The sequence below is a fragment of the Brassicibacter mesophilus genome (genome assembly GCF_050433385.1).
GTDB lineage: Bacteria > Bacillota > Clostridia > Tissierellales > Proteiniboraceae > Brassicibacter > Brassicibacter mesophilus.
This window is the reverse complement of record NZ_JBNPXI010000016.1, coordinates 54,358-70,156: the sequence shown is the minus strand read 5'-3', so window position 1 is coordinate 70,156 and position 15,799 is coordinate 54,358. Positions and strand designations below refer to the sequence as shown.

Genomic DNA, 15,799 nt, shown 5'->3' with positions numbered 1-15,799 from the left:
TTTTATTAATTATAAAGAACGGAGGTAAAGAAATGCTGATAGCTCATGCTCCAGCAGGATATGTAGTGTTAAGACTATTTAATAAAATTAAGAAAGAAAACATTTCTTATTTTAAATATGGTATTTTATTTAGCATATGGCCAGACTTTGATTTACTATATTTCTATCTGATAGATAATAAAAGCAGTTTACATCATTTTTATTTTCCACACATTCCACTATTTGCTTTTATATGTTGCTTTTTAGTTATAGTGCTGAAAAAGCTTAAAGTGGATAAAAGAGCTATAAATATTTACTATTTGTTTTTAATCAATTGGTTTATACATTTAGCATTAGATACTGTAACCGGTGGAATCAATTGGTTATATCCGATTAATAATAAATTATTTGTATTTATTAAAATACCTGCAAATTATCAGCACTGGATCATATCTTTTGTACTTCATTGGTCATTTTTATTTGAAATAAGTATTGTTATATGGGCAGTAATATTATTTCTAAAAAGAAAAAATTTACGACATATTAAAAGAGAGGGCGATTTTATTGGAAATAAGGGAAATAGAAGCAAAGTCAGCCTTAAATGAATTAAAGAGACGTGGCTTACCATATAAATATGATTTAAATATTTATAGAGGATGTAGTAATGGGTGTAAATACTGTTATGCAGAAAGCAGCCATAAATATTTAGGTTCAGATAGCTTTCAAAGTGAAATATTTGTTAAAACCAATATAGCTGACGAGCTAGAAAAAACATTATCATCACCTAACTGGAATAAAGATATTATAAATATTGGAGGAGTGTGTGATAGCTATCAAGGTGTAGAAAAAAAATATAAGATAATGCGTGACATATTGAAGATAATGATAAAATATAAGAATCCTATTATTATTAGTACGAAATCAGACTTGATTTTAAGAGATTTAGATTTAATAGATGAGTTAGCAAGCTACACTTATGTAAATGTTGCTTTAAGTATTACTTCTATAAATAATGATATTTCAAAAAAAGTAGAGCCTGGGGCTAGCTTACCTATTGATAGACTGAAGGCATTGAGTGAAGTAGGGACTACAAAAGCACATACTGGTTTTCATTTAATGCCTATACTTCCTTTTTTATGTGATGATGAACATTCATTGGAATCTATGGTGAAGTGGGCATCAGAAGCAAAGGTAGACTACATGTTGACTGGTATGCTATATCTAACATGTGGAATAAAAAAGAGGTATTTATCATTTATTAATGAACACTATTCAGAATACTATGATCGTTATTGCAAGCTTTATCCAAAAGGTGGAGCAGATAAAATCTATAAAAGTAGAATTCATCAATTCCTTTCAAAAATGAGGCAGAAATATAATGTTAACAATCAGTATTCTAAGTTTCTTCCACGATAGTAGAATACTTTAAAATTATGAAAGCAACGTATTTTATTAATTTTTTACCCAAGGTGTCAAAAGCCTTATAATTTGTATGGTTTGCTCTTATTAAATAGGAAAGAAGGTGTCCTATGTTTAATTATAAAAAAACGGCAGAAAAGATATTAACATATTCACCTAGTAGTGTGTGTAAATATAAAATATTAACTGAAATTTTAAATATGGACACAAATTCAAAAGAAATAAAGAAACTGCGACAGCAGGTTAATGAAAGTAAATGGGTAAAGGATATTGTTAATGAACAAAGAAGTGATGGAAGCTGGGGAAGATTTCATTCACAGAACTCAAAAATAAAACAAAAATATAGTACTACAGAAAAGTCTGTTAATTATTTAAATTATCTTGGATTAAAAAGAGGAGATAATTCAGTAGATAGAGTATGTAATTATATGGAGAGTCTTTTAAATGATTTATCTCTATGGCCTGATTCGTGGGAAGATAACAAATGGTATAAACCAGGAGCACCCTTGTTTGCATCATCAAAGCTATCAGTTTTTGGTTCAAGTGATAAACGTTATAAAGAAATTTGTGAAAAATGGATTCATATATTATCAGAGAGTTTTTCAGACGGGAAATACAGCGAATCTAAAGCAAATTCTATAGGAGAAAAGCTGCTAGGTGTTGACATTCATGATAGATATATTGGACTTAACTCTACTTATAATCTAACTCTTTACTCAAACAATACACATAAAATTCCTAAAGAAATACAGAGGTATTATCTGCACTGGTTACATACTAATCCAAAGAATATTTGTTATAAGATCAGTACACCATCAAAGAAACCAAATCAAATTGACAATGTTGGCGAATTATCAGATTGGATTATTGTCATGAAATTATTATCTAATTTTGACGGTTTCTATGATGAATTTAGAGATGAATTGCAATGGTTAATAAACTCTAGCGATGATAAAGGACTATGGGATTTAGATAAAGCATTGTCAAAATATAAGCTAAGTGACAATTGGAGAAGTAGTATTAACAGAAAGATAGATCAAACTATTTATGTGTTAAGTATTTTTAGGAATTATTAACTTAGAGATAAAAAAAGATGATTAATATAATAATGAATTGAAAAGTAATATTAAAAAGGAGCACATATATGAAAGAAAGAAATAATGTACAAGCATTTGTTTTTTCAACTAATCCATCCTTTAAGGTTCTTATTTTAAAGCGGACACCAGAAAGAAGCGGTTACTATCAACCTGTCTGTGGCGGGATTGAAATTGGTGAAGATCCAAGAGAAGCAGTAGTAAGAGAGATATTTGAGGAAACAGGTATAACCGATATAAAGAATATTATAGATTTAGACTATACATTTACATATAAAGAAGTTAAACACGGCGAATTAATGAATATGACAGATATTTGCTTTGCTGTTGAAGTTTGCAATGTTTCAAAAATAAAGCTGTCTGATGAGCATGAGGAATATAAATGGTATTCATATATTGAAGCAAAAGAATGCTTAAAATGGGAGCATAGCTTAATCGCATTGGAGAAACTGATAAACATTGTGTAAATTAGCCGTTGTTCTCTTAAAACTTTATAGTTCTTAATTAGCGCTCGATTGTAAATTGTATTTCAAAAAGTATTTAGATATATTATGATGAAGGAGAAATGACTATGATTTATTATGAAGATAATGAGATTATAATAAGAGATATCATTGACGAAGATGTTGTAAATTTATTTATGTGGCAATTAGACAAGGAAATTAATAAGCATGATCCTAGACCAATACCTAATAGTAGCAAAGCCTTAGTAGAAGAATGCATTAACTATTGTAAAAAATTTGATACTGAAATAGTAAATAAAAATGTTGATGATAGGAAATACAGGTACTTTATTATTAGTAATCATAAAAATCAACCCATAGGATTTGTAAATTTCTTTAGTATAAACAAGGTAAAAAAACAAGGTGAAATGGGTGTAATTATAGGGGATAAAAGATATTGGAATAAAGGAATTGGTTACAAATCTGTAAATATAGTGACTGACTACATATTTAGTAATATGAACATAGATAGAATATACATAGAAACTGGCGAAAATAATATACCGGCATTAAGACTATTTGAAAAGCTTGGTTTTAAAAAATGTGACGAATATACTGAAGATGAAGGATTTAAGTTTATTGTTATGGAGAAAAGAAAGGATTACTGATATTTAATCAAAAGCATTGTTTTCACAGAATATGACGGCAAAGTGAAATTAGCACTAGGAGTAGATAATATTATAACAGAGAATAATTTGTTGTGAGCTTGTGTATAAAGGTTTAATAGTTTCTATAAAATTGGAGTGAATAAAAGTTGAAAAAAGGAAAATTAACAAAAGTAGTTACTATATTTACTATCATAACTGCGATTATAACACTTAGTAGTGCAGTATTTAGTCTTTTAATACCTTTGTATCTATCTTATAAACTACAAAAAGATTTGAGTGGAGCAAGTTCTATAGGGATTATAGGAGGTACAGATGGACCAACAGCTATTTTTTTGGCAAGCCAACCATCTTCACACCTGATTACATTCATATTTGCATTGCTTACAATAGGAGGAGTTGTATATCTAATTTATTCTAAAAAGGCAATGAAATAGTTTTAGTTACTTTAAATAAAAAATCGTGGAATTAATTAGGAGAGTTGAAAAATATGATAAAGAATAATTATTATGACGGTAAATTAAGTATTAATGCAAGAAAGCAATCAATTAAATCTGATATTATATTTACTTATTTATGCAAGGAAAAAGAGAAAAGTAGATTACATTTTTATATTCATAAAGATCTGATTATTCATAATATTACTTGTGGTGGTCTAGATAAGTATGAAGTCGAAGAAGATATAGCAAACTGGAGCCCTTTTATTTCTGAATCTAAAAAAATTACAATTCACTTTAAAGAACCATTGTTAAAAGGAGAAAAAGTTGACATTTCATTTAATTATAGTGGACAAATAAGAAAGATAGAAGGTTCTGGAGTTAACAGGATTACGGAAAAATGGGTAGAGCTTGGTATATATGCGCCATGGTTTCCTTTGCTTGAAAGCTTTGATAAAGCTTGGTTTAAGGTTAAGGTTTCATTTGAAGAAGGAAAATATGTTGTTGTAGGAAGTAATAATATAAAAGAAGTTGAAGATGGCTGGTTAATAGATCAGAAAGTACCTTTTATTGATTGCTCTTTTCTTGCCTCAGAATATTTTGTTGATAATCAGTATGGTAGCCAAGTGAGCCAAATTGATTGTAAAGTTTATTACATTGACGAAAAACATAAGTCAATAGCTAAAACGTTAAGTGATCAATCTCTTTGGATATTGGATAGTTTCATTAATATGTTTGGAGATATAAACCATCAAGATTATTCAATAGTCATTGTACCTAGAGAAGATGGTGGAGGCTATAATAGACCAGGGTTGGTTGTTCTTCCTGACTTAAGTGAAGATCAGTCAGTTACTCATTATAAATATTTATCAGGAGATATTGGAAACTTTAAATACCTTGCTCATGAAATAGCACATCTTTGGTGGTCAAAGGCTGATATGACTTCATGGGAGGATTGGTTGAATGAATCTTTTGCAGAATATTCCTGCTTAATTACTATAAGAAATTATTATGGTGAAAAAGAATTTAAAGACATAATTGAGAAATACATAGAAGGCTCAAAAACGCTACCGCCAATAAAGGGAATAGATAGAGGCCACGAGAGTGCATTCGACGTACTGTATATAAAAGGGCCAGTCTTATTGTATGAACTAGAGAGAGAAATTGGAAAAGAAGTGTTTGAAAAATTATTAAATGAAATCCATACTAATAAAATCAGTAATACTGAAAAATTGATAGATAAGCTTTCAGAATTAACTCATAGAGAAACTGTAGAAAACTTTATCAAAAAATTAAATAGTTAAAATGTTTATAGACAGCTCACAAAATATTTTAAATGGCAAAGGCTGATTAGCAAATGTAAATACCTGAGAAAGAGAGGCACAAAAAATGTATAATCTTATAAATGCTTATCCTCTTTATAATTTTTTAAAGTATTGTAACTCCACATCATGTGAGAAAACAATACTTGATTGTGGAGCAGGAGGGATAAACCCACCTTTATCTCTTTTTTATGAATTCGGATATAAAACTTATGGAATTGAAAAATGTGATGATCAATTAAAGAAGGCTAATGAATTCTGCAAAATGCATAATATGAACTTAAACATTATAAAAGGTGATATGACAAACATTCCTTTTGAAAAAGATTTTTTCAGCTTTCTTTTTTCTTATAATACATCTGTTCATATGAAGAAAGAAGATTTTTTATTAGCGTTACATGAATTTTCAAGAGTACTGAAATGTGACGGATTATGCTATGTTAATTTTTTAACTGAAGAATGTGATTCTTATGGGAAAGGGTTAGAAATCAATTCAGGAGAATTTGTTCAAAGTGAAGAGGGAGAAGAAGTACTATATAGCCATTATAAAGAGGAAGAAATAATAAGATATCTAGATAATTTTGAAATATTATATAGAGAAAAGCGAATAATTACAAGAAATATAGATGGTAAAAAATATACATCTGGTTATTTGGATTATATATTGAAAAAGTGATAGAACTTAAATGAATTATAATTTGTTGATGTAGGGACTTGCTAGACTGATGCAATTTAGCAAAATAAGTCAAGAATTAGCTTCCTAAATGTAGTATCTTTTTTGTAGGAGGTAAGAGCATGGAAAATTGGGAAAAAATTAATGCGGTTCAATGTATGCAGGACTATATAGAGGAGAATATAACTAAACCTATTACTTTAAATATGCTTGCACGAGCTGCTGGTTATTCTCCATGGCATTCTGCAAGGATTTTTAAAGAGTTAATAGGGAAAACTCCATTCGAATATATCAGAATACTTAGACTTTCTCGGGCGGCAATTAAGCTTAGAGACGAGAATACAAAGATTATTGATGTTGCTTTTGATTTTATGTTTAATTCACATGAGGGCTTTACAAGAGCATTTTCTAAGCAATTTGGTATGGCTCCTTGTTACTATAGTAAAAATACACCACCGATAAAACTTTTTATGCCCAATCGTATCCGTGATTATTACCTTACTTTACAAAGAGGAGAGAATAATATGTGTAAGAAGTCTAATGTTAGTACTGTGTTTGTCCAAGTCGTTGATCGACCTGCAAGAAAGTTAATATTAAAGAGAGGTGTTAAAGCAGCACACTATTTTGAATATTGCGAGGAAGTAGGATGTGATGTATGGGGCGTACTTTGCAGTATAAAAGAAGCTATGTATGAACCAATTGGAATGTGGCTACCAGAAAATTTGCGAGAAGCTAGCACGTCAGTTTATGCTCAAGGGGTAGAAGTATTTGCTGATTATGCAGGAAAAGTACCAGAAGGATTTGACATAATTGACCTGCCTCCATGTAAGATGATGGTATTTCAGGGGCAACCCTATGATGATGACGGGAAGTTCGAGGAAGCAATTGGGGAACTATGGGAGGTAATGAATAATTACAATCCTGAGATATATGGTTTTGCATGGGCAGATGAAGATGGCCCAAGATTTCAACTTGCTCCAATGGGTTATAGAGGCTATATAGAAGCAAGACCAGTTAGGCAACTAAACAAAAAATAACACGTGACAGTCCACAAAAAAAGCTGTGGACTGTTTCAAACTGTAAAAAATACTATATAAAATCACTTATATAATTATAGTATACATAAGAAATGTATGAGAAGGAGAAATTGTTATGGAATACAGAATAGCTAGAATTGAAGATTGTTATGAGTTATCAAGAATGAGATGGGATTTTAAGACTGAAGGTAAAGATATTTCTGCTTTTATGAGCAAAGATATATTCTTAAAAGAATGCTGTGAATTCTTAAAAAGAGGGCTAATAGAAGAAAACTGGACTCATTGGACAGCAATAGATAAAGATACGATTATATCTCATATTTCTATTCAACATATTAAGAAAATCCCAAAACCTAATCGGATTACTGATGAATATGGATATATTACAAATGTTTATACAAAGCCAGAATATAGAGGAAAGGGAATTGGGTCAGAGCTTATGGATAAGGTGAAAGCTTGGGCAGCAGAAAAAGATCTAGAAATATTAATAGTATGGCCAAGTTCTCAAGCTGTTAAGTTTTATGAGAGAAAAGGATTCAAAGCGGATAATGAAATAATGGAATTATTCATAAGATCTGATGAATAGTAAAAGGTACAAAGTTTAGCTAGAGGTTTATCAAATAAAAAGGGGGATACAATATGGCAAAACTAGTGAAGCTACAAATTAAACAAATGCCTGATATGTGTATTATTGGGAAATTAGTACATCCGAGTATTGATATGAAGGAAAATCCTATTCCAGCATTTTGGGATAAGTGTTTCAGCGATGGTACATTTACTAGATTAGAAGAGCTATATCAATATCATATTGATAGTGCATATGCAGGATGGATGAGTGATTGGGACAAAGAGGACGGTAAATTTACGTATATGTGCGGGATGCTGATGAAGCCAGAGACTCCTTTACCAGAGGGATATGTTTGTCGAAAGATACCTTCTGCTACAGTAGCTATTGGTTGGATTCAGGGACCAGAAAAAGAAGTATATTCAGTGGCACATGAATTCACACAAAAATCACTAGAAGAACAAGGATACATAGTAGATATCAATGCCCTTTGGTGCATGGAGCTATATGTTTGTCCTCGCTTTACAAAGCCAATGGAAAATGGAGACATCATACTAGACTACTATATACCATGCAAAAAGAAATAAATCATCTTAAGGGGGAAGCGTAATGGGAAAGGTTAGATTCATGGAGGAATTATCAATGAATGCATGGCCGTCACTACAGACAAAGCTTCTTGATGGCTGGGTACTTAGGTTTTCTAATGGATATACAAAAAGAGCAAATTCTATAAATCCTATATATCATTCGAAAGAAGATATAAATAATAAGGTTGATCATTGTGAACAGATTTATAGAAATAAAAATATGAGAGTAGTATTTAAAATGACTAATGAAGCTTTTCCAGAAAGCTTAGATTGTATTTTACAGGAAAAAGGATATGAAATAATAGATAATACAAGCGTTCAGACATTAGATTTGTCTAGATTTACAGGAGTTAACCTAAGCAATATAATAGTAGAAGAAGATTTCAGTGAAGAATGGCTAACAAACTACTGTTTAACAAACTCAGTAAATGAAAGGAATAAAGAAACACTGAGAGATATGCTTAGAAGTATTGGGACGAATAAATATTTTGCTTCTTTGAGGGTTGATGGAAAAATTGTAGCCTATGGATTAGGAGTTTTAGAAAGAGAGCATATGGGATTGTTTGATATAGTAGTAGATAAAGAATATAGAGGGCGTGGTTATGGTGAACAGATGATGAGAGGGTTGATTAAAATTGGCAAAAACAATGGCGCTAAAATAGCTTATTTACAGGTCATGTTGAATAACAGTCCAGCCTTGAAGCTTTATTCGAAAATAGGTTTCAAGGAAATTTATCAATATTGGTATAGGGTTAAAGAATAAGCAATAAATTTCAAAATACTATTTTGATAAAGGTGAAAAAAGGGGATATTTATGAAAGTGATAACTTTACTAGAAAATAGAACTATTTCGAAAGAATATAAATGTAAGCATGGCTTATCATTGTATATAGAAACATCTAATCATAAGATATTATTCGATACTGGAACAGATGAATCATTCGCGTATAATGCCAGTAAGCTAGGTGTAAATTTGGAGGATATAGATATAGTAGTTATATCTCATGGGCACTATGATCACGGTGGTGGACTACAGACATTTTTAAAACTTAATAGTAAAGCAAAGATTTACGTTGGAATTGGTGCGTTTGATAAGCATCTGATAAAATTGCTTGGTGTTATTAAGTATAATATAGGACTGAAAAAAGAGTTAACTAGTAATAATAGATTTGTCTTTGTAGATGGAATGGTAAGAGTAGATAATGAGCTGACTTTATTTGGCAATGTTAAAGGTGAAAATCTGATACCTAAAGGTAATGATAGATTATTAAAAGAATACAGTGATGGTTCGGTAAAAAAAGACGATTTTCAGCATGAGGTAAACTTATTAATTAATGAAAACGATAGATACAGTTTATTTTGTGGATGTGCTCATAAAGGTATTATTAATATAATTGAGAGAACAAAAGAAATTATTGATAAAGATTTGAACACAGTTATTGGTGGATTTCATTTAATGGGAATGAAAGTTAAACATTCGAATTCCAAAGATTTTCTAGATAGTCTTTCAAATATTCTTAGTAACAATAACATAGACAATTATTATACATGTCATTGCACTGGTGAACAATCTTATAAATATTTAAGTCAAAAAATGAGCAATTTAAATGAATTAAAAACAGGAATGGTTATTGAAGTATAGTAAGAAGATAAAGATGTATGCAAAAAAGGCCGAAGTTAAAAAAATATTGGGAGCTGAATATTATGGACGTAGTACTAAAACAAAGAACGAAGGATCACGTTGTGATTTTCTGGGAGAAAACTAAAGATGAAGAGATACAAAAATTATTTCCTTTCAGTACTGAATCCTTAGAGGAAGCATTGAAATTATATGAAGAGTCTCTTGAAAAAGGAGCATTAAGTTATGGAAAAGTTATCTACTACAAAGGAAAATATGTTGGAGATATATGGTGTTATGGTATAGATGAAGCTGATGAGAAAATGGCAATGTTAAGCATTGTTATCTTTGAAAAGGAACTATGGGGGAAAGGTATAGCCACGAGAGCTATTAAAGACTTTATTAGCGAAGTTTTTAATAAGTATAAGATAGAAAAGATTGGAGCTTTTACATATATATTTAACAATAGATCAATAGGTCTATTAGAAAAGGCTGGATTTGCTAAGATTGAAACATTTGTAGAAAATGGAATTGAATCAATATATCTTGAAACAAGTAGATAAGCCTTAATCAGATTTCAAGATGCTTTAAGAAGACTATGAGTTCAGTAGAGCTTTATATTAGGATAGACTTGGATGATATATAGACAGATATTGCAAATTTGGATATATAATGAGTATAACACTACTTTATCTTAAAGGATGAATGGATATGAAAAACAAAAAAATATTTATTTTAGCTTTGTTAATAGCTATTATGTTGACAGCATGTTCAAATAAGTTAAAGGAAGAAAACATAAAAGAAGAAAACATAAAAGAAGAAAAGGTACCGAGTGAAACTATAGATGATTCTTATGAAAGATTTTTCGAAGGTTATGATGGTTGCTTTATTATGTATGATGAAATATCTAAAAACTATCTAGTTTATAATAAAGAACAAGTTAATGAACGGATATCTCCTTGCTCAACATTTAAAATTGTAAATTCACTTATTGGACTTGAATCTGGAGTGATTGAAGGCAAGGAACACAGATATTATTGGGATGGTAAAAAATATCCAATTGAATCATGGAATCAGGATCATACATTGGAAAGCGCAATAGCCAACTCGGTTGTGTGGTATTATCAGAAACTAGCATCTGGAGTAGGTGTAGAACGAATGGAAAAATATTTAGATATGCTAGACTATGGTAATAAAGACATATCAGGTGGAATAACAGAATTTTGGCTAACTTCATCGCTGAAAGTTAGTGCACGAGAACAAGTAGATCTACTATATAGTTTATACAATGATAATTTGCCATTTAGCGAAGGTAATATGTCAACAGTAAGGGATATAATTAAATTAGAATCAAATGATAACTATATACTATCTGGAAAGACAGGAACGTCAGGTTATTCTAAGATTGGTTGGTTTATTGGAACCATACAACATGATGGAAAGAGAGTTTACTTTGCAACAAATATTCTAGGAGATGAAAAGGCAACAGGTTTAAAAGCTAAAGAGATTACTTTAGAGATATTAAAGGACTTAGAATTGTATTAAAAAAGGATGTGAAAATTTGAAAAGCAACAGAGTATTTTTTACTCATAGCTAATTGGGGACGAACGCCAATGTTAGTGAGAATGAAACTACACATACCAGTGGAAGGTGGGACCCACCCGCCTTACAGTGATTAATACAAAGTAAAATAAAATTAATCTAGGTTCGGATTTAAGGATGCAATATGCCTTAATGAAGCAGGAACTGGAAGTAATCGCTGACCCTAAAGGAACAGGCGGTGAATCTGTCAATTGTTCATTTAAGCCTAAATTAGAAAGAATAGAACGGAACCCATTTCTTGATTTAGAAAATAAATCAAGAGAGGGGAAGCTATTTTGAGTAGAAAAAAAGAAAATACAGGATTTGTTTGTGAAAATTGTGGACAGATTGTCCTTTCATTAAATAATGGCAGCTATAGAAATCATTGTCCATTTTGCTTGTATTCTAAACATGTAGATAATAAGCCAGGAGATAGACAGAGTATATGTAAGGGCTTAATGAAGCCAATAGGTATTAAAATCTCTTCGAAAAAAGGAATTCAGATAGTTCATGAATGCATAAAGTGTAGTATGCGTAAGATTAATAAAATAGCAGAACATGATGTTCAGGCAGATAATGTGGAAGAAATAATAAAGATGATGAAACCTTTAGATTCTATTGATTAAATAAAAAACATTTCTTTTCTCTATAAATAAGATAAATGAGCTTTTAGAGGAGAGAAAACTATAAAAGAGATATATGTATTAAGCAATACTAAAGGAGGGCTGGACTATGAATTGCAGAAAAATAGAGCTTAATAATAATGGTACTGATAAGAAATTAGAACTGCTTTTAGCTAAAATTGCAAAATGGCATAATCTTACACCAAAATTATGGAAGCCGAATTACATAATATCAAATACAGATATAGAGAAAACAGTGCAAAGAATCCAAAATACCAAAAACGAAGATTTATTTCTCACTATTGCAGAAGATGATCAAGGACAAGCACAGGGATTCATATGGGCATGTAGACAAGAAAAATCTCGAGATAGTGTAATGATTTTGTCGTTGTATACCACAGAAGAATATAGAAGGAGTGGGGTAGCAACAAGTCTAAAAATGTTATTAGAAGAATGGTGCCGACATAACGGAATTAAAACCATACAGACAACAGTACATTATAACAATCATAATATGATGGAATTGAATCAAAAACTTGGATATACACCAGGTATGGTATATATGTCTAAAACTATATAAGGCTTCAAATGGAAGGAGTTTTAGTTTTGCAAACTAAAGTTGATAGAATAAAAGAAATTGTGGAAAAAGAATTATCTTGCTCAGCCCATAAGCTAGATCATGTTATGAGAGTACATAATATGTGTATTTTTCTATCAAAGTATGAGGAAAATGTTGATTTAGATGTTTTAGTTCCAGCAGCATTGCTACATGATATCGCAAGAGTCATTGAGAGTAAGAACATGACTGGTGAAATTGATCATGCTATTTTAGGCTCCAAGATGGCTGAGGATATATTGAAAAACTTAAATTATGAGGATGAAAAAATTGAAAAAATTAAGCACTGCATTATTACACATAGATATAGAAGTGGAAACGAACCTAAGACAATAGAAGCTAAAATACTTTTTGATGCTGATAAATTAGATGTCATAGGTGCTATAGGTCTTGCTCGTACTTTTATGATTGCTGGACAGTTCGGTCAAAGCATATCAAAGAATAATATGATTAATGACTATCTGGCAACGAACACATGCGAAAATGGAAGGCTTAAAGATGTTTCAAGACATTCACCATTTATTGAATATGAGGTTAAATTTAAGAAGATTCCTGAAAAATTGTATACAAAAAAGGCTAAAGAAATTGGTAAAAATAGATTAAAATTTATGGATGATTTTTTTAAAAGATTAGAGCTAGAGACAGAAGGAGTTGAATAATTTAATTACGGAATGAGTCTATAAACTGGCATATAGCGGGACAGCTTAAGTAAACTAAATAAGGCATAAAACAGAGACTTCTATAAGATTCTATTTCAAATATAAATTGCTTAGTTTCAGATATATCTTGTTCAACGATATCACCAAATTTTATCGTAGGTATAGAGATTAAATATTGAGTAAATATTAAGTGCATAGAAAATAAAAGGTGGTAAGTAACATGGTATTATGCTTTGGGGACAGTATTACAGAGGGTAGACCAGGAGTTTCATATTTGAGATATGTTAAAAATAAGAAATGCTATAAAAATTTCGGATTAGGTGGAGATACTCTAATTGGTACTTCGAACCGCTTACGTAAGATTTTAAAAAATCCAAAATATGAAAATGACAGAACTATTGTGATAGGCATTGGAGCTAACGACCTGTTATTACCATTTTTAAAGGATTATTCAAAGTCTTGGAGCAAGGCAGTTAGTCGAATTATAAAAAGAGGAAGTATTCCTTGCAAAGATGAGAGACAATTCGAAGTTGAATATGAAGAGCTTCTACTAATGCTAAAATCTAATGCTAAAAATATAATAGTATTTGGGATTCCATATATAGAAACAACGGCTAGTGATTTGAATTATAAGGCTGAGATTTATAATAAAGTAATAGAAAATCTATGTAATCAAGCTCAAGTACCTTATATCGATATTAGAACGTGGCAAAAAGATATAAAACAGAAAGAAAAAAATACTGGTTCATACTTTTTTACTAAAGATCATTTAGATGTTGCATTTGATTCGTTACTGACAACTTATTTGCCTTTTACAGACTATGTAAGTAAAAAAAGAAATTTGGCAGTTACCATTGATGGTGTACATTTAAATACTATGTCTGCAAAAGGTTTGGCATATTTAATAGAGAATAAATTGCTAATTTATGAATCTAATTGATAGTAGTTTAAATAGCATTTTTTTATGCTTAAAATGTATACTTGTCAATAGGACAAGCTGAACTTCATATGATTTTAAATTTTCAAAATGTTTAAAAATATAATGAAGTTATTTAAAGGTCTTATTAAAGCTAAGTCGTTAAGGTAATAGAGACATATTTGTAATATAAACTTTCAAGCAATAATACATTGATAAGTAAAGGGGGTTTTAAAATTAACAAAATATCAGCTAATAAGAACAAAGATCAAAGTCCTTCAAAAAAGAAAGGAAAAATTAGAAAAATAGTTTCTATTGTAATAGTAAGCTTTCTAGTAGTATCAATTATTAGTTTGATGATCATACCTCATATTATAATGAAAGATAACATAAATCATCACGTTAACTTTAGTAAAGTTTACGAACCAGAAGGACTTGGATTAACTTCTGACAAGTTATCACTTAAAACATCTGATAATATGAATATAGCAGCATATGAAGTATATAAAGATCATCCAAAAGCTGTTGTAATATTTATCTCCGGGATACATAATCCATCGGTGACTGCATTTTATGGTCACTCAAAAATGTTAAAGAACAATGGCTATGCATCTATCCTTCTTGAAATGCGTGCACATGGTGAAAGTGAAGGAGATGAAATAGGTCTTGGGTATAAGGAATATCTTGACGTTCAAGCAGTAGTAGATTACATAAATAAAGAACCTAAATACAGAGATGTTCCCATAGTTGTATTTGGAGTATCTATGGGAGGGGCTACAGCAATAAATTCAATAGGGCAAACCCCAGAAATAGATGGACTAATTAGTTTATCAGCATATTCTTCGTGGGAGGATGTATTCTGTGATAACATGGTTAATATGGGAGCACCAGAAGCTTTAGTAGCAATACAAAAACCATTTGTTAAATTATATTCTACTATGAAGTATGGAGTAAGTAGTTTTAATATATTCCCTAAAAAGCAGATAAAAAATCTTGGTGCTAGACCAGCTCTAATAGTACATTCAAAGAATGATTCTCAAGTTCCATATCAAAACTTTGAGCGTATTAAAGAGAACTTACCTGATAATGCTGAGACATGGGTACGTGAAGGAAATTTTCATTTTATAATAGAATGGGATAATTTTAATACCCCAGAAAAAGATGAAGAATATAAAAATCGAATTATAGGATTTTTAGACAAGTATTTTGGAGGAGAGCCTAATTAAAAATATTTAATCGTGGAGGTGTATAAAACATGAACGGTTTTTTATTTGCAATCCCAATAATCCTTGTCAGATATGGTCTTTTAGCTATTATTAGTAAAGAAGCTTTAAAAAGGGCAGCTTATTTTCCACCTGTGCAAGGAGAAGAAAAAAAAGCTTATTGGATTTATCAAATTACAAATACGTTCATGTTCATATATTTAATTTTTATCAAAGTAAGATCCACCTCAGAACTATTTTTTATAGGGTTATTTATATATTTCATAGGATTAATTCTATATGTCTTCTCTATAATTAATTTTACTCAACCAAGAAAAAACGGAATAAACAACAATGGATTAT

The 15,799-nt window shown here is 30.4% G+C and carries 21 protein-coding genes and 1 other annotated feature; all 21 genes read left to right on the top strand.

Annotation, left to right across the window (positions count from 1 at the left end; all coding sequences use genetic code 11):
- Nucleotides 1-32: 32 nt before the first annotated feature.
- Complete coding sequence (locus HNR33_RS15635; RefSeq protein ID WP_429085018.1) at nt 33-584, top strand: metal-dependent hydrolase; 552 nt, start codon at nt 33-35, stop codon at nt 582-584.
- A complete protein-coding gene (locus HNR33_RS15630; protein WP_429085016.1) occupies nt 544-1,395 on the top strand; it encodes an SPL family radical SAM protein in 852 nt (283 codons plus the stop codon). The genes HNR33_RS15635 and HNR33_RS15630 overlap by 41 nt, the downstream gene beginning before the upstream one ends.
- Nucleotides 1,396-1,508: 113 nt before the next feature.
- Complete coding sequence (locus HNR33_RS15625) at nt 1,509-2,474, top strand: hypothetical protein (RefSeq protein ID WP_429085014.1); 966 nt, start codon at nt 1,509-1,511, stop codon at nt 2,472-2,474.
- Nucleotides 2,475-2,542: 68 nt separating this feature from the next.
- Entirely contained in the window at nt 2,543-2,959 is a 417-nt protein-coding gene (locus HNR33_RS15620) for an NUDIX hydrolase (RefSeq protein ID WP_429085012.1), read from the top strand.
- A gap of 104 nt (nt 2,960-3,063) precedes the next feature.
- Nucleotides 3,064-3,603, top strand: a complete 540-nt coding sequence (locus tag HNR33_RS15615) for a GNAT family N-acetyltransferase (protein ID WP_429085010.1) — start codon at nt 3,064-3,066, stop codon at nt 3,601-3,603.
- Between the two features lie 146 nt (nt 3,604-3,749).
- Complete coding sequence (locus tag HNR33_RS15610) at nt 3,750-4,037, top strand: sodium ion-translocating decarboxylase subunit beta (protein ID WP_429085008.1); 288 nt, start codon at nt 3,750-3,752, stop codon at nt 4,035-4,037.
- 53 nt (nt 4,038-4,090) lie between these two features.
- Nucleotides 4,091-5,341, top strand: coding sequence for a M1 family aminopeptidase (locus tag HNR33_RS15605; RefSeq protein WP_429085006.1), 1,251 nt, complete (start codon nt 4,091-4,093; stop codon nt 5,339-5,341).
- An 85-nt stretch (nt 5,342-5,426) separates the two neighbouring features.
- Nucleotides 5,427-6,035, top strand: a complete 609-nt coding sequence (locus HNR33_RS15600; protein WP_429085004.1) for a class I SAM-dependent methyltransferase — start codon at nt 5,427-5,429, stop codon at nt 6,033-6,035.
- A gap of 119 nt (nt 6,036-6,154) precedes the next feature.
- Nucleotides 6,155-7,069 carry a helix-turn-helix domain-containing protein gene (locus tag HNR33_RS15595; RefSeq protein WP_429085003.1) on the top strand — a complete coding sequence of 305 codons (915 nt, stop codon included), beginning with the start codon at nt 6,155-6,157 and terminating at the stop codon, nt 7,067-7,069.
- 115 nt (nt 7,070-7,184) lie between these two features.
- A complete protein-coding gene (locus HNR33_RS15590; protein WP_429085001.1) occupies nt 7,185-7,655 on the top strand; it encodes a GNAT family N-acetyltransferase in 471 nt (156 codons plus the stop codon).
- Between the two features lie 53 nt (nt 7,656-7,708).
- Nucleotides 7,709-8,221 (top strand): GyrI-like domain-containing protein, encoded by a 513-nt coding sequence (locus HNR33_RS15585; protein ID WP_429084999.1) that lies wholly within the window; start codon nt 7,709-7,711, stop codon nt 8,219-8,221.
- A 22-nt stretch (nt 8,222-8,243) separates the two neighbouring features.
- Nucleotides 8,244-8,984, top strand: a complete 741-nt coding sequence (locus HNR33_RS15580; RefSeq protein WP_429084998.1) for a GNAT family N-acetyltransferase — start codon at nt 8,244-8,246, stop codon at nt 8,982-8,984.
- Between the two features lie 51 nt (nt 8,985-9,035).
- Nucleotides 9,036-9,863 carry an MBL fold metallo-hydrolase gene (locus HNR33_RS15575; RefSeq protein ID WP_429084996.1) on the top strand — a complete coding sequence of 276 codons (828 nt, stop codon included), beginning with the start codon at nt 9,036-9,038 and terminating at the stop codon, nt 9,861-9,863.
- A gap of 62 nt (nt 9,864-9,925) precedes the next feature.
- Nucleotides 9,926-10,402 carry a GNAT family N-acetyltransferase gene (locus HNR33_RS15570; protein WP_429084994.1) on the top strand — a complete coding sequence of 159 codons (477 nt, stop codon included), beginning with the start codon at nt 9,926-9,928 and terminating at the stop codon, nt 10,400-10,402.
- A gap of 148 nt (nt 10,403-10,550) precedes the next feature.
- Nucleotides 10,551-11,384: a penicillin-binding transpeptidase domain-containing protein gene (locus HNR33_RS15565; RefSeq protein ID WP_429084992.1), complete on the top strand. Its 834-nt coding sequence runs from the start codon at nt 10,551-10,553 to the stop codon at nt 11,382-11,384.
- A gap of 84 nt (nt 11,385-11,468) precedes the next feature.
- Nucleotides 11,469-11,637: a sequence feature (16S ribosomal RNA rRNA prediction is too short), on the top strand.
- 79 nt (nt 11,638-11,716) lie between these two features.
- Complete coding sequence (locus tag HNR33_RS15560; RefSeq protein ID WP_429084990.1) at nt 11,717-12,046, top strand: RNHCP domain-containing protein; 330 nt, start codon at nt 11,717-11,719, stop codon at nt 12,044-12,046.
- Nucleotides 12,047-12,152: 106 nt separating this feature from the next.
- Nucleotides 12,153-12,623: a GNAT family N-acetyltransferase gene (locus HNR33_RS15555; RefSeq protein WP_429084988.1), complete on the top strand. Its 471-nt coding sequence runs from the start codon at nt 12,153-12,155 to the stop codon at nt 12,621-12,623.
- 26 nt (nt 12,624-12,649) lie between these two features.
- Complete coding sequence (locus HNR33_RS15550) at nt 12,650-13,318, top strand: HD domain-containing protein (protein ID WP_429084986.1); 669 nt, start codon at nt 12,650-12,652, stop codon at nt 13,316-13,318.
- Nucleotides 13,319-13,538: 220 nt separating this feature from the next.
- Nucleotides 13,539-14,258, top strand: coding sequence for an SGNH/GDSL hydrolase family protein (locus HNR33_RS15545; RefSeq protein WP_429084984.1), 720 nt, complete (start codon nt 13,539-13,541; stop codon nt 14,256-14,258).
- 188 nt (nt 14,259-14,446) lie between these two features.
- Nucleotides 14,447-15,460, top strand: a complete 1,014-nt coding sequence (locus HNR33_RS15540) for an alpha/beta hydrolase (RefSeq protein WP_429084982.1) — start codon at nt 14,447-14,449, stop codon at nt 15,458-15,460.
- Nucleotides 15,461-15,489: 29 nt separating this feature from the next.
- Nucleotides 15,490-15,799, top strand: a 310-nt coding sequence (locus HNR33_RS15535) for a hypothetical protein (protein ID WP_429084980.1), incomplete at its 3' end; no start/stop codon positions are given.

Coding starts and splice junctions, on each gene's coding strand:
- HNR33_RS15635 (WP_429085018.1), top strand. CDS start 33: ATGCTGATAGCTCATGCTCCAGCAGGATATGTAGTGTTAAGACTATTT.
- HNR33_RS15625 (WP_429085014.1), top strand. CDS start 1,509: ATGTTTAATTATAAAAAAACGGCAGAAAAGATATTAACATATTCACCT.
- HNR33_RS15620 (WP_429085012.1), top strand. CDS start 2,543: ATGAAAGAAAGAAATAATGTACAAGCATTTGTTTTTTCAACTAATCCA.
- HNR33_RS15615 (WP_429085010.1), top strand. CDS start 3,064: ATGATTTATTATGAAGATAATGAGATTATAATAAGAGATATCATTGAC.
- HNR33_RS15605 (WP_429085006.1), top strand. CDS start 4,091: ATGATAAAGAATAATTATTATGACGGTAAATTAAGTATTAATGCAAGA.
- HNR33_RS15600 (WP_429085004.1), top strand. CDS start 5,427: ATGTATAATCTTATAAATGCTTATCCTCTTTATAATTTTTTAAAGTAT.
- HNR33_RS15595 (WP_429085003.1), top strand. CDS start 6,155: ATGGAAAATTGGGAAAAAATTAATGCGGTTCAATGTATGCAGGACTAT.
- HNR33_RS15590 (WP_429085001.1), top strand. CDS start 7,185: ATGGAATACAGAATAGCTAGAATTGAAGATTGTTATGAGTTATCAAGA.
- HNR33_RS15585 (WP_429084999.1), top strand. CDS start 7,709: ATGGCAAAACTAGTGAAGCTACAAATTAAACAAATGCCTGATATGTGT.
- HNR33_RS15580 (WP_429084998.1), top strand. CDS start 8,244: ATGGGAAAGGTTAGATTCATGGAGGAATTATCAATGAATGCATGGCCG.
- HNR33_RS15575 (WP_429084996.1), top strand. CDS start 9,036: ATGAAAGTGATAACTTTACTAGAAAATAGAACTATTTCGAAAGAATAT.
- HNR33_RS15570 (WP_429084994.1), top strand. CDS start 9,926: ATGGACGTAGTACTAAAACAAAGAACGAAGGATCACGTTGTGATTTTC.
- HNR33_RS15565 (WP_429084992.1), top strand. CDS start 10,551: ATGAAAAACAAAAAAATATTTATTTTAGCTTTGTTAATAGCTATTATG.
- HNR33_RS15555 (WP_429084988.1), top strand. CDS start 12,153: ATGAATTGCAGAAAAATAGAGCTTAATAATAATGGTACTGATAAGAAA.
- HNR33_RS15545 (WP_429084984.1), top strand. CDS start 13,539: ATGGTATTATGCTTTGGGGACAGTATTACAGAGGGTAGACCAGGAGTT.